Genomic DNA, 13,281 nt, shown 5'->3' with positions numbered 1-13,281 from the left:
ATAAAATCATTTAATATATTGATCGGCAATGAAAATAATTTGAGTTTTAAAAATAATGAAATATTTAAGTTCTATTGTACTTTGTATGATGTGTAGTGCGACATTTGCAAACTCCACGATCAATTTTGAAAATTTAAAACAAAGTAAAACTTTAGACAAAGCATGTACACAAGATGATACAGATGTATTTGAAGTCAAAACTTATCAATTAAAATCTGGAAAAGTACAATTAAAAACTTATTCGTGTACAACAGAAAAGCAGGGCAAAACACAATATTATTCAGGTTTTGGTCTTCAGCTTGTTTCAGGTCAAATGATTTATTTTTATGATCAGTTATCTGATGCGATTGGTTATGTAGGAGTCAGTTCGCAACGTGTCGATCAATCTACCGTGGTTTTTGATAATATGTATGAGCGTGGTGGTGATTTGGTTTTTGTCTGGATGCAGGACGAGCAACATATTTATGCAAGCAAAGTCCCTTATATGGCATCGGATGAAGGTGGTATTAAAATTTCAGCACAAGATCAAAAGATTTATTTACAAAAACAACTGTATTTAGGTGAAAATAAACAACAACAAGCGCAGTATAAAAAAATTGGGCAAGGCATTGTATTAAAAAAACAAATAGGAAAAGGCATGGTTTATCTGTCTGGAGATCTTAAAAAATTTCAACAAGAACATTTACAATAAAGTGAAAAAGATGATCTTTAACTCAGGTCAAAGTATGGTTTATTGAGATTAGGTAAAGGAGTTTCAAATCATGAAATGGTTGCTGATCATCATTGCTATTGGGGTGATTTTTTTTATTTTTAGAGTTATTTCTAAACAACAACTTTCACAGTTAAAATCAACGACATTTAAACCCTTTAAAGATGCTGTTCAACCTAAAAGTAGTGTGACAAAAGTTGAGCCACTAGCACTGAGTGATGAAGAACAACAATTATTTGATGATGTCGCCAAACTTTTTTTCGAACAACACATACAACAGCAAGACATTGAACAAGCAGAACACATACAACAGCAATTTTTGAATAAAATGCCAAGTAAAACAGACAGTCAAATTGGTGAGTTTGATCTTGGAGAATGGTGTATTTATTGGAATTATCGTCAGCAGTCTTTAGAGTACTATGTTGGAAAATACGGCATTTTTTATACGCATGTTGACCGTCATGGGGTTGAACATAAGGCTGAATTGATGAAAGCATCGTCATAAGTTTTTTTATTGTCTGCTCTAAATTGAATACATCAGTCGATTTAATTTTATGAGCTCTTGCTTAGGATTTTGCTTTCAAACGCCATTTTAAAAGAAAGACATTTATGAAGATGGGGTGATGAGGTCATTAAAGGTTTCTAGCATTTGATCCCAGATTGGTTCAGACCCTTTACGAAAATATCCCATATGTCCAATTTGTTTTAAACCAAAATCATCTGCACAAATGTTAATAAAATGCATCGGTGCATGTTTATAGTGCTGCATAAAAGCATATCGTGACTTTGGTAAAGCCCAGTCATCATCTAAAGCAGCGACAGCATAGATCGGTGTTTTGACTGCTGCATAAAGACGATGGAGTTCTTTTTGTTCAGGATCAGCAAAAAAATAAGTTGGATTTTTACACCACTTTCGCCACTCTTGATAGACGCCTTTGGGTAAGTCTGCGCCCATTTTGAATTTACTCCAAGGCAAGTAACCTGTGAGTGCGACCAAAGGTGGGAAAACAATATTCCAAATCACTTGAACTTTTATTTTCTCTTTCAATGGCATATAGCCATGCCAGCCTGCACCTGTGCCAAAACAATACATCGCTGTGACTTTATGATGGTTGGATGTTAGACCTAAAGCTTGTCCACCGTAGGAATGACCAACCAGAAAAAGAGGAAGCTGTTCATCTGAAAAATGATCAATTGCACCTGCTAAATCTAACTTGCCCCAATCTAAATAGGACATTTCAAAGCCTTTTAGTTGTTGAGGTGCAGATTGAGCAACACCACGATAGTCAAAGGTGAGCACTTGAAAGCCTTGCTGAGCAGCATATTCAGAGAAACGACGATAAAAAGCTTGCGGTACGCCCGTTGCACAAGACAGTAAAATTTTAGCCCGAATCTCTTGCTCTGGTGTATAGCTGACTCCGACTAAATCATAACCGTCTAAAGCTTGAAATGAGCAAGTATCAGCTCGAAAGGATTGATAAACTCTATTTTCAGTATGAGCGAATTTTAAGTTTTCTATCATCTTTTTCCTCATTTTTAACTGTCTATATCATGTGATGTGTGTTTATTTACCTTGAAAACGTGGCGCTCGACGCTCGATCATCGCTTTTACACCTTCTTGTGCATCTTCAGATGCAAGTAATGGGGTCAGTAATTCTTGTAAATTTCCAAAAGCAATTTCAGGGCTATGTAAAAATGCTTGATGAGCAGATTTTAAGGCTGCCTGTACGGCAAGGGGCGCGGCTTGAGCAATACTTTCAGCGATTTCAAGTGCTCGAATAAGTTGATTATTGCCTTCTACGACTTCTGTCACAAGGTTCATTTCATACGCAGTTTGTGCATAGAAAAGATCGCCTGTGAGTACGTATTTCATGGCTTTTACCCAACCTGCAGCTTGAACGAAACGTACTGTTGCACCACCAAAAGGTAAAATACCGCGTTGTACTTCAATTTGTGTAAATTGAGTATTTTCATTAGCAATAACGATATCTGAATTCAACATCAGCTCAATTCCTGCGGTATAGCAATAACCTTGAACCGCAGTAACTAAGGGTTTTGTTCTCTGACGACCCACTGTACCCCAAGGGTTGACGATATCATCAGAAAAATTAAAAACACCCTCAGCCAATTTAGGTTGTAATTCGACTAAATCAAGCCCTGCAGTAAAATGATCACCATGAGCAAAAACGACGGCACATCTAAGTTCGGGGTTATTTTCGTATTCTGTTAAAGCTAAAGATAAATCTTGAATCAGATGACTATCAAAAGCATTACGTTTACTTGCTCTGTCTAAGCCGATCAGGTACAAATGACCACGAATTTCACGACTGACTTTTCCTTGCGTATTTGACATTATTGTTCTCACTTAGATCGTTATATCATTAATACATCAATACTTTTAACTGATCATTTTAAAACGATCAATTCAATCAACATGACTGATGGGTTTATAGTTGTACCATAGATCCTTAAAAATAAGTCTATTTATGCTGTATTACTCTGATTCAAATCATTTCATTCATATTGAAAAATAGACAGATTATTTAGAGCAGTTGGCTTGCATTCACGTTATTTTTTTTCATAATAAGCTATTATTTTTTAGTGCAGCTTAGCGATGTCTTCTTTAGAAATATTCTCAGTGATCATTAGTATTATCGGGGTTGCACTGACGATCAAACGTAATATGTTATGTTGGTTTTTTAACTTTTTTGCCTTTGTTTTATATGCTTATCTATTTTTTCAAGTCAAACTTTATGGTGAAACTATTTTACAATTTTTCTTTATGATTATTAACTTTTATGGCTTTTATCACTGGCTGAAAGGCAAACAACAAGATCATGAAATTCGTATTGAACCAATTGCTATAAAAAATGTGATTATTCAGATGATTTTAGCTGCTCTGGGTGGCTTAGTATTTGGGTTAAGTTTGCATTATTTTACTGATGCTGCTTTGCCAATGCTAGATTCTCAATTGGCTGCATTTAGTTTACTTGCTACTTATTGGACGAGTCGTAAACATATTGCGACATGGGTTTTATGGGTTTTTGTTGACATTGTTTATGTTGCAATGTTTATTCATAAAGATCTGCAACTTACGGCAGGTTTATATGCAGCATTTGTGGTGATGGCTGCATTTGGTTGGTGGCAATGGGAGCAAGTAAAAAAGAAACAAATGCTTCAGTTATAACCGACAGAGAGCCAAGAGATGATCATTGATTTTGTTACCATGCAAACAGAAAAATTTCAAAAACTGGCTGAAAAAATTCAGTCCGAACCTGAATGTTATTTAGATTTTGATTCAGTTTCGGACTTTTATAAAGCGAAATGGCTACAGGATTTTCCGCAGGGCACAACATGGACAGTCACAGGTTTAGACAATGGGGCAGATGAATTTGATATTTTAATCGAATATCGTCATTATTTTTTAGTGATTGAATATTGCCAACAGTTAAAAGTATATACAGGAATTAAACAGCTGAGAGTTTAGAAACTTGACTATAAAATGTCGAATCTCTTTTTGTTGAATATGACTTTTGTGTGAATCATCGTAGATATGTTGTTCATTTAAGATAGATATGTAATATTTCAAAATATAAGTCAGGATGGCAGACTGTAATGAACGTGTGGGGCAGATTCAGTGAATTTATAAATGGAAATATCATTTTAAATTGGCATCCTCTTACCAAATGTTGTTTAGTGATGGTACTAGGTGCATTAGTCTACATTTTATGGATCGTATGGTATCTTTTTGTTTTTAGTATACCAACGATGAAATATTGGATGAATGAAAGTTTATATCATTCACATTTGATTATTTCGCTGACTATTCTGATTATATTTTTACTATTTGCATTTTTAAGTTGGAAGTTTAAAAAAAATAAATGGATACAAAATGATTTTCCATATTTTGCAATTTTATATTTTGGTGCAACCTTAATATATGGCGGTTTTAATGTTGGTATTTTAAGCCCTGCAACAATTGGTGGATATATCAGTCTAATTTCTGTGGGTATTGTCCTATTTGAAAGAAAAATTATTTATAGCACAGCAATTCCTGTCACTATTTTTATGCTTGTGTGTATGGTTTTAAGTAGTTTAGAAAAAATTCCTTATGCACCATTATTTAGTCGAGAGCTTAATCAAACAATTTTATCGGAAAATTCATTTTGGATTTATAGCATGCTATTTTTATATGCTCCGATTTTTATATTTTCAATTATTCTTTTTGAAATTTTACTGACTCAGTGGCGTAATCGTGAAGCACAGATTCAACATATGAGCTCACTTGACCCATTGACCAATATTTTTAACCGTCGTAGTCTGGCACAACGTTTGAGTTTTATGCAGGTTGAAAATCAAGATTATGCTTTAATTTTGCTAGATCTTGACCATTTTAAACATATTAATGATCATTATGGGCATGATATCGGCGATATTGTACTGATTAAAGTCGCCAAATTATTTAATTTACATTTAAGTACAAATGATATGGCAGGTCGATATGGTGGAGAAGAGTTTTTATTGATTTTGCAAAATAAAACACAGCAGCAAGCTGTATTAATTGCAGAACAGTTTCGACAGTATATTGAACAAGAGCCTATTTCTTTAGATTCACATCGTGAAATTTATATAACTGCGAGTTTTGGGGTGGCTGTATCTGAAGAAAATGTGAATAAAGAAATGGTTTTAAAACATGCTGATCAGGCATTATATCTTGCTAAAAATAAAGGGCGTAATCAAGTACGGTCTTATACTGAGGTACAAGAAATCTAATTGTTAATATAAAAAATTATTCAATATCTTATTTAAAATGATCTGTTGCACTTAAATTTTAATAAATTTGGGTAAAAATATAAGTGCAACACCAATAATAAGCATGAAGAATATATTTTCAATAAAATAAGGGTAAAGCATTAAAATAATACCAGAGACCAAGACCACCATATTTTTTTGTTTTTTACCAAAAATAAAATAGCCTAAGCCTATTGAGCTAAAAACTACACCTAAAAGTAAAACTGTAGTATTCATTTTTTATCATATTGATTGCTTAAAAAATCAGTATGACAAATTGAACTGAAGATATACTTAAAATATGGATATATTTAAATTTGATAATTTTTTTAATGAGTTTAAATACTAAGTCAAAAATAAACCATCAAATCAATATGATGAAAAGGAGAAAGCAATGTCTGTGATTTTACCCGTGGCTCAACGTGGTGAACCGATTCTAAGCCTGATTGCAGCGTCTGTTGCTGAGCATGAGTTTGGCAGCGAATGGTTGATTCAGTTGGTTTCGGCATTGCATGAAACCATGATGGCACGTCAGGGCGTGGGGATTGCTGCGCCGCAGGTGTATATTTCCAAGCGTGTTATTATCGTGGCGTCCCGAGCAAATCCACGTTATCCCGATGCACCAACAATGGAAGCTGTGGTGATGGTCAATCCTGAGATATTTGAATTTTCATCTGAAACAGTGGCGGGTGAAGAGGGCTGTTTAAGTGTTCCTGATGAGCGAGGACAGGTGACTCGTGCGGAACAGATTTCAGTGCGTTATTACACATTGAATGGCGAAAAAGTTGAAACTACATTTTCAGGTTTTCCTGCTCGAATTGTGCAGCATGAGGTCGATCATTTGAACGGTGTATTATTTGTTGATCGGTTATAAGAGATTTATTGCGGTCATGCTTTGGTAAAATTTATTTTTTATGTTTCCATTTTGAAGATGGGTATAATAGCCCAATTGTGTAAAATTTTGGGAAATGTATATGGCATCTGAATTCCAGCAAGGGAAAATTAAGCAGTATCACGCAGATCGTGGTTTTGGTTTTATCGGTGGAGCAGAGGAAGACATTTTCTTTCATATCTCTGACTTTCCGCTTGAAGATGGTGAACCTAAGCGCAATGAGCGTGTTAAGTTTTTAATTGCCGATAACAATGGAAAACCACGTGCAATTAAGATTGAACGTGTTGCAGATAATTCAGCCAAAGCAAAAAAGACGAAAGTGGTGAAGCATAATAATGCGATTACCAATACTTTGTTGTCGAATTTTAGAAAATGATCAGTCCGATAAAGTGACTAAATTCCTCCCTTTGAAGCTGAAAGGATTTTTAGCGCAAGGGAGGATAAGTCTTTAAATTAATAATAACAACGCGAATCTCAACTCTCTAACCCCTTGAAATAAAAAGGACATAACACAATTTAGATTTCGACCAAGAAAACCATTTTATGTTATGTCCATTTATGATTTTATCATTTCTGTTTACTTATTTATTATAGACTCTTTGTATCCACAGATTGTTACTAAGCCATTAAGAACACGAGGATTTCCCCCTGCTTTAACTGATTTAGAAATCATCACAATGCAAATCGTAGGCGAGTTTTTAGGACTAGATTCTGATAAAAGTATATGGCAATACTTTAAACACAATTACTTAGATTGGTTTCCAAAATTGGGTTCTTATCCTAATTTTTGTAAACACTGTGCAAATCTATGGGGAGTTAATCAGCAAATTATGAAAAACTCAAACAAACCTATATGTACGACAATATTCATTTTATTGACGGTTTCCCTATCCCTGTTTGTCGTTATGCTCGAGCAAAGAAGCATAAGAATTTTAAAGCCAATGCTGGATTTAGCTACTGTGCTGCCAAGCAAGAGAAATATTATGGTTTTAGAGGTCATATCGTCATTAATTTTTCAGGAATGATTACAGATTATACGTTTGCTCCAGCTAACTGTGATGAGCGAGATATTGCCCCTGAAATCACACAAAATATTCATGGTTTACTTGGCGCAGATAAAGGCTATATCAGACCTGAATTGAAAACATATTATTATTTACAACACATTGATTTACAAACACCATTTAGACGTAACATGGTTGATTATCGCCCTAAAGAAGCAATGAGAATACTCATGAAAGCACGAAGAAAAATAGAAACAGTTATAGGACAACTTACAGAGCAATTTAATATCCAAAAAGTAAGGGCTAGAGATCTATGGCATTTAACCCATCGGATCACACGAAAAATTCTTTCGCATACAGTTTCAGTTATTTTAAATTCTCAATTAGGTCATCCTCCTTTACAGTTGGAAAACCTAATTAAAAGTTGAGAGTGGCGTAATAACAATGAAACCCTACAATAAAAATTTAAAACAGGCATCTCGTGATTTACGAAATAATATGACTGAGGCTGAAAAGCTGTTGTGGTCAAGGCTTCGTGGTAAGCAGATTTTAGGACTTCAGTTTTATCGGCAGAAGCCAATCTTAAATTTCATTGTGGATTTTTACTGTCCTTCAGCCAATTTGGTGATTGAGTGTGATGGTGGTCAGCACTATACAGATGAGGGTTTAGAGGCGGATCGGGTGAGGGATGAGGCTTTGGCTCAGTTGGGGTTAAAAGTTTTACGATTTGATAATTTACAAGTCTTAAATGAAATTGATGCGGTGGTGGAAAGGGTTTTTGAGGTGATTTCTTTGCAATTGGAATCTCCCTAAATCCCTCTTTAAGAAAGAGGGGCTTTTCGCGAATTTGATGGAGGTATTGGATTCGCGATGTTCCTCCCTTTTTAAAGGGAGGTTAGGAGGGATTTATCACGTATTTTGTCCAAGGATTCTTTTTGCTCGTTCTAATACATGATCAAAAGTAATAATACTAAGATTATGGTAGCTTGAATTTAATATCCGAAAAGCTCTATGTTGTTCTTTGTTCCAATTTTTTGAGCGACCGTAAATTAAAGTGCATCTTGGTTTGATTGTCTTAATATTTTCTGTACGCTCTAAAAATTTAACGCTATTAGACTCTTGTTCTATTTCATGGATATAGGTTAATGATTGGGTAATAGCTTTAATTAAATCACTATGAGGAATATAATTTCCATGATCTAATTGAGATTGCCAAAATTGTAAATTTCCTTCAGGACGTTTAATTTCTACAATATCGATAAAATCATCATAACTTTGCATTAAAAAAATCAGAAATGTTTCTAGTATCAATTGATCTTTCATCAATAGTTTTGACGAAATCGCTTCCTAGAACCCAACTATTATGTTCAAACCATTTTTGCCATTTATTTTCGATTTCATCATTTTCTAGTAAGTGATTAAACTCATCTATGGCACGTAATCTATTTATATAAGAAATACTAACCTCTAAATCGGTTCTATTTATTTGATTATCTATCAAAATATCAATTAGTTCTTTAACTTCAATACCATTGAACAATTGTTGAATTTTATCTTTTGTCAAAGAGTTTAAATTATTAGGTAATTCGACAAATGTTCTTTCACCTAATTTAAAATGTTCATAATGATTTTCTAAAAAGTCGATTAAATTTGATGTCTCATCATGATCAAGAGTTAACTCACTTTTAGGTTCTTCACTTTCAAGGGTTTGGATGTCAAAAAACTGTTTTGGTTTATTATATCTTCCTAGTTTCAATAAAATTTCACTGCAATCAGTTCTTTTTACCTTCCAAAAAGTCGCACGAGTTATAACGGTCTTCTTATCTTTAAGAATGGCATGTTTTTTATCTGATAAGCTCATTTTATTCAACTTAAAAGTTATTGGTTGGATTGTAATTTATATTTAAAATCAGTTGAATAGCAATAAGTTATTATGTAATCCCTCCCAACCTCCCTTTAAAAAAGGAAGGAGCTGTCACGTAATTCATTGGATGCGTGAAAGTCCCCCTTTGAAAAAGGGGGATTTAGGGGGATTAAATTAAACAAATCACTGAACCGAATCATCCAAATTCGGTGCTAACCAACGCTTCGCTTCATCCAACGTCCAATTCTTACGCTTCGCATAATCCTCAAGCTGATCCTGAGCAATTTTACCCACGTTAAAGTACTGACTTTCAGGGTTTGCATAATAGAAACCGCTGACAGAAGAAGGTGGCCACATTGCAAAACTGGACGTCAACTGCGTACCAATCTTATCGGTAGAACCCAACCAGTCAAACAAAGACGCTTTTTCAGAATGCTCAGGACAAGCAGGGTAACCCGGTGCAGGACGAATCCCGACATACTTCTCTTTAATCAACTCTTCATTTGAAAGTTGCTCATTTGCCTGATTGCCCCAGAACTCTTTACGAATGCGCTCATGCAAATGTTCAGCAAAGGCTTCAGCAAAACGGTCACCTAAAGATTGCGCAAGAATCGCAGAGTAGTCATCACCTTTGGCTTTATACTCATGCGCCATTTCTTCCGCACCGAAGATCGACACGGTAAAGCCACCTAACCAATCTTCAGCCTGATCTTTAGTCGCCACAAAATCAGCCAACGACAAGTTTGGCTTACCTGTCACTTTGTCAGACTGCTGACGAATATGATGGAAGGTATGTGTCGTTGCGCCTGATTCATCATACACTTCAACCGAGTCCGCCGCAGAACGGTTGGCAGGGTAAATGCTAAACACTGCACGCGCATCAAAGCGTTTATTTTCAATAATGTCTTTGAGCATGTCCTGCGCCTGATTATATAAATCAGTTGCTGCTTCACCGACCACTTCATCGGTCAGAATTGCAGGGAATTTACCTGCCAGACTCCATGAAATAAAGAATGGTGTCCAATCAAAGTATTCCACCAAAGTTTCAAGCGGATAGTTGGTCAGCGTTTGCGTACCAATAAAGTTTGGCTTCACAGGTGCATTGGCAGCAAAGTCAATTTTTAAACCATTTTCAATGGATTCAGCATAAGACAGTTTGGCTGCTTTTGGCTGTTTATTGGCAATACGCACACGTACTTTTTCATATTCCGCACGGGTTTCTTCAACAAACTTCGGCTTCATTTCTTTTGAAAGTAAAGTCGTTGCCACACCTACTGCGCGAGAAGCATCGGCTACATAAATGACCGCATCATTGGAATATTGCGGGTCAATTTTCACTGCCGTATGCGCTTTAGAAGTCGTTGCACCACCAATCAATAAAGGAACATGGAAATTTTTGCGCTGCATTTCTTTGGCTACAAAGACCATTTCATCCAAAGATGGCGTGATCAAACCTGAAAGACCAATAATATCGACTTTTTCATCAATCGCAGTTTGTAGAATCTTCTCAGCAGGTACCATCACCCCAAGGTCAATAATGTCATAACCATTACAACCTAAAACCACGCCAACGATATTTTTACCAATGTCGTGTACGTCGCCTTTTACGGTTGCCATCAGGACTTTACCTTTAGACTGACCGCCTGATTTTTCCGCTTCAATGAACGGGTTTAACCAAGCTACCGCTTGTTTCATCACACGTGCCGACTTCACTACTTGCGGTAAGAACATTTTACCTGAACCGAACAGATCACCAACCACGTTCATGCCGTCCATGAGTGGACCTTCAATCACATCCAATGGGCGGGCAGATTTTAAACGCGCTTCTTCGGTGTCTTCATCAATAAAGGTGGTGATGCCTTTGACCAAAGCATGTTCAAGACGTTTTTCAACGGGTTGATTACGCCACTCAAGGTCTTCAACTTGTTTTTGTGCAGCACCTTGACCACGGTATTTTTCCGCCACTTCAAGCAATTTTTCGGTCGCTTCCTGATGACTTTCACCCTGATTTTGGTTCAGGATGACATCTTCAACCGCAGCTTTTAGTTCAGCATCAATGTCATCGTAAATTGCCATTTGACCTGCATTTACAATCCCCATGGTCATGCCTTGTTTAATGGCATGGTAGAGGAACACAGAGTGAATTGCTTCACGGACAGGCTCATTACCACGGAACGAGAATGATACGTTCGACACACCGCCTGAAATCATCGCATGTGGTAGGTTCTGTTTAATCCAGCCTGTTGCTTCAATGAAATCAACCGCATAGTTATTGTGTTCTTCAATCCCTGTCGCAACCGCAAACACGTTCGGGTCAAAAATAATGTCTTCCGCAGGGAAGCCCACATCATTGACTAAGACATCATAAGAACGCTTACAGATTTCGCGCTTACGTGCCGCAGTATCTGCCTGACCTGTTTCGTCAAATGCCATGACAATAATTGCCGCACCGTACTGACGGCATAAACGGGCTTTTTCGACAAACTCGTCATAGCCTTCTTTCAGCGAGATCGAGTTCACCACAGGTTTACCCTGAACGCATTTCAAACCTGCTTCAATGATTTCCCATTTAGAGGAGTCAATCATGATCGGCACTTTGGAAATTTCAGGTTCAGAGGCAACCAAATTCAGGAAATGTACCATCGCACCTTGCGAGTCGAGCATCCCTTCATCCATGTTAATGTCGATGACCTGTGCGCCTGCAACCACTTGTTGCAATGCCACATCTAAAGCTTCGGCAAAGTTTTCTTCACGGATTAAACGCAGGAATTTTTTAGAACCTGTGACGTTGGTACGTTCACCGACATTCACAAATAATGAATCAGCGGTGATGTTGAACGGTTCTAAACCACTTAAACGGCAAGCAGGTTTGGTTTCAGGTACTTGGCGTGGCTTGATGTCTTTTACCGCATTGTAAATGGCACGGATATGATCAGGCGTGGTACCACAGCAACCGCCTGTGATATTGATCAGACCACTTTCTGCAAATTCTTTCAGGAATGCGGCAGTTTCTTCAGGGGTTTCATCATAACCACCGAAGGCATTTGGCAAGCCTGCGTTTGGATGTGCTGAAACAAAAGTATCGGCTACATCGGCAATGGTTTTGACGTGTGGACGCATGGCATCTGCACCGAGGGCACAGTTAAAACCAATGGAGAGTAAGTCACCATGACGCACAGAGTTCCAGAAGGCTTCGGCAGTTTGACCTGTCAGCGTACGACCTGAAGCATCGGTAATCGTCCCTGAAATCATCAACGGTAATTCACGACCAATCTGACGGAACACTTCTTTTACTGCAAAAATCGCAGCTTTACAGTTTAAAGTATCAAATACAGTTTCAATGAGCAGAATATCCGCACCGCCTTCAATCAGGGCATGCGCAGCTTCTATATAATTTTCTTTTAACTCATCAAAAGTAATATTACGAAATGCAGGGTCATTTACATTCGGTGAAATCGAACAGGTACGTGATGTTGGACCCAATACACCTGCCACAAAACGTGGTTTGTCAGGGGTTGAGTATTTTAAACAGGCTTCTTTCGCCAAACGTGCCGCTTCACGGTTGATCTCAGGAACCAAGTCTTCCATGTGATAATCCGACATGGAAACACGTGTGCCATTGAATGAGTTGGTTTCAATGATGTCCGCACCAGCATCCAAGTAGGCTTCATGAATGCCTTGAATAATTTGTGGCTGAGTCAGCACCAAAAGGTCATTGTTGCCTTTTAAGTCAGATGCCCAATCCGCAAAGCGCTCACCACGATAGTCGGCTTCTTCGAGTTTATGGCGTTGAATCATGGTTCCCATTGCACCATCAATAATCAGGATGCGTTGGGCGAGAAGCGCTTTTAAAGTGGCAAGTGTGGACATAAATAACCCAATCCGATGGAATATAAAATCTGCATATATGTTAGCAGAATTCAAATCAATTTTACTGTTATTCATGTGGTGAAGCGAAGGAAAAGCATTTTTGTTGCTATTTTGATCAGATAGTGCAGGGCATTAGAAAATAATTGTCTGA

The 13,281-nt window shown here is 37.1% G+C and carries 14 protein-coding genes and 1 pseudogene; 9 read left to right on the top strand and 6 right to left on the bottom strand.

Annotated features, from left to right (window positions below):
* The first annotated feature begins 55 nt into the window (after window positions 1-55).
* Together HX005_RS03265 and HX005_RS03260 are read left to right on the top strand one after the other, a co-directional pair.
* Entirely contained in the window at window positions 56-691 is a 636-nt protein-coding gene (locus HX005_RS03265) for a hypothetical protein (RefSeq protein ID WP_286376268.1), read from the top strand.
* A gap of 70 nt (window positions 692-761) precedes the next feature.
* Complete coding sequence (locus HX005_RS03260) at window positions 762-1,214, top strand: hypothetical protein (protein WP_286376267.1); 453 nt, start codon at window positions 762-764, stop codon at window positions 1,212-1,214.
* Between the two features lie 102 nt (window positions 1,215-1,316).
* On the opposite strand, the gene HX005_RS03255 is transcribed toward HX005_RS03260, so the two are convergent.
* Both HX005_RS03255 and HX005_RS03250 read right to left on the bottom strand, forming a co-directional pair.
* A complete protein-coding gene (locus HX005_RS03255) occupies window positions 1,317-2,231 on the bottom strand; it encodes an alpha/beta hydrolase family protein (protein ID WP_286376266.1) in 915 nt (304 codons plus the stop codon).
* Window positions 2,232-2,273: 42 nt separating this feature from the next.
* Complete coding sequence (locus HX005_RS03250; RefSeq protein ID WP_107007458.1) at window positions 2,274-3,062, bottom strand: crotonase/enoyl-CoA hydratase family protein; 789 nt, start codon at window positions 3,060-3,062, stop codon at window positions 2,274-2,276.
* 261 nt (window positions 3,063-3,323) lie between these two features.
* On the opposite strand from HX005_RS03250, the gene pnuC reads away from it, so the two are divergent.
* The 3 genes from pnuC (at window position 3,324) to HX005_RS03235 (ending at window position 5,482) form a co-directional block, all read left to right on the top strand.
* Window positions 3,324-3,896, top strand: a complete 573-nt coding sequence (gene pnuC, locus HX005_RS03245) for a nicotinamide riboside transporter PnuC (RefSeq protein WP_286376265.1) — start codon at window positions 3,324-3,326, stop codon at window positions 3,894-3,896.
* 18 nt (window positions 3,897-3,914) lie between these two features.
* Window positions 3,915-4,196, top strand: a complete 282-nt coding sequence (locus tag HX005_RS03240) for a hypothetical protein (protein WP_286376264.1) — start codon at window positions 3,915-3,917, stop codon at window positions 4,194-4,196.
* Window positions 4,197-4,489: 293 nt separating this feature from the next.
* Complete coding sequence (locus HX005_RS03235; RefSeq protein WP_286376263.1) at window positions 4,490-5,482, top strand: GGDEF domain-containing protein; 993 nt, start codon at window positions 4,490-4,492, stop codon at window positions 5,480-5,482.
* A 51-nt stretch (window positions 5,483-5,533) separates the two neighbouring features.
* Here the strand turns inward: HX005_RS03235 and HX005_RS03230 are convergent, their stop codons facing one another.
* Window positions 5,534-5,737 carry an amino acid transport protein gene (locus tag HX005_RS03230; RefSeq protein WP_107007462.1) on the bottom strand — a complete coding sequence of 68 codons (204 nt, stop codon included), beginning with the start codon at window positions 5,735-5,737 and terminating at the stop codon, window positions 5,534-5,536.
* A 157-nt stretch (window positions 5,738-5,894) separates the two neighbouring features.
* Between HX005_RS03230 and def the strand changes: the two genes are divergently transcribed.
* The 4 genes and pseudogenes from def to HX005_RS03210 all read left to right on the top strand — a co-directional run bounded on the left by def (window position 5,895) and on the right by HX005_RS03210 (window position 8,209).
* On the top strand, window positions 5,895-6,374 hold the full coding sequence (gene def, locus HX005_RS03225; RefSeq protein ID WP_286376262.1) for a peptide deformylase: 480 nt from the start codon (window positions 5,895-5,897) through the stop codon (window positions 6,372-6,374).
* A gap of 100 nt (window positions 6,375-6,474) precedes the next feature.
* A complete protein-coding gene (locus HX005_RS03220) occupies window positions 6,475-6,768 on the top strand; it encodes a cold-shock protein (RefSeq protein WP_107007464.1) in 294 nt (97 codons plus the stop codon).
* Window positions 6,769-6,940: 172 nt separating this feature from the next.
* A pseudogene (locus tag HX005_RS03215) lies at window positions 6,941-7,824 on the top strand (IS982 family transposase).
* A gap of 16 nt (window positions 7,825-7,840) precedes the next feature.
* A complete protein-coding gene (locus HX005_RS03210; RefSeq protein WP_286376261.1) occupies window positions 7,841-8,209 on the top strand; it encodes an endonuclease domain-containing protein in 369 nt (122 codons plus the stop codon).
* Between the two features lie 96 nt (window positions 8,210-8,305).
* On the opposite strand, the gene HX005_RS03205 is transcribed toward HX005_RS03210, so the two are convergent.
* From HX005_RS03205 to metH, 3 genes are all read right to left on the bottom strand, one after another.
* Entirely contained in the window at window positions 8,306-8,677 is a 372-nt protein-coding gene (locus HX005_RS03205; RefSeq protein ID WP_286376260.1) for a Shedu anti-phage system protein SduA domain-containing protein, read from the bottom strand.
* The gene (locus HX005_RS03200; protein WP_286376259.1) at window positions 8,664-9,257 is read right to left on the bottom strand and encodes a hypothetical protein; all 594 of its coding nucleotides are present in this window, start codon (window positions 9,255-9,257) and stop codon (window positions 8,664-8,666) included. The genes HX005_RS03205 and HX005_RS03200 overlap by 14 nt, the downstream gene beginning before the upstream one ends.
* Before the next feature lie 186 nt (window positions 9,258-9,443).
* Complete coding sequence (gene metH / locus HX005_RS03195) at window positions 9,444-13,130, bottom strand: methionine synthase (RefSeq protein ID WP_286376258.1); 3,687 nt, start codon at window positions 13,128-13,130, stop codon at window positions 9,444-9,446.
* Between the last annotated feature and the right edge of the window lie 151 nt (window positions 13,131-13,281).

The sequence above is a fragment of the Acinetobacter sp. R933-2 genome, assembly GCF_030325485.1.
Taxonomy (GTDB): Bacteria; Pseudomonadota; Gammaproteobacteria; order Pseudomonadales; family Moraxellaceae; genus Acinetobacter; species Acinetobacter sichuanensis.
This window is presented reverse-complemented; position numbering and strand designations above follow the sequence as displayed.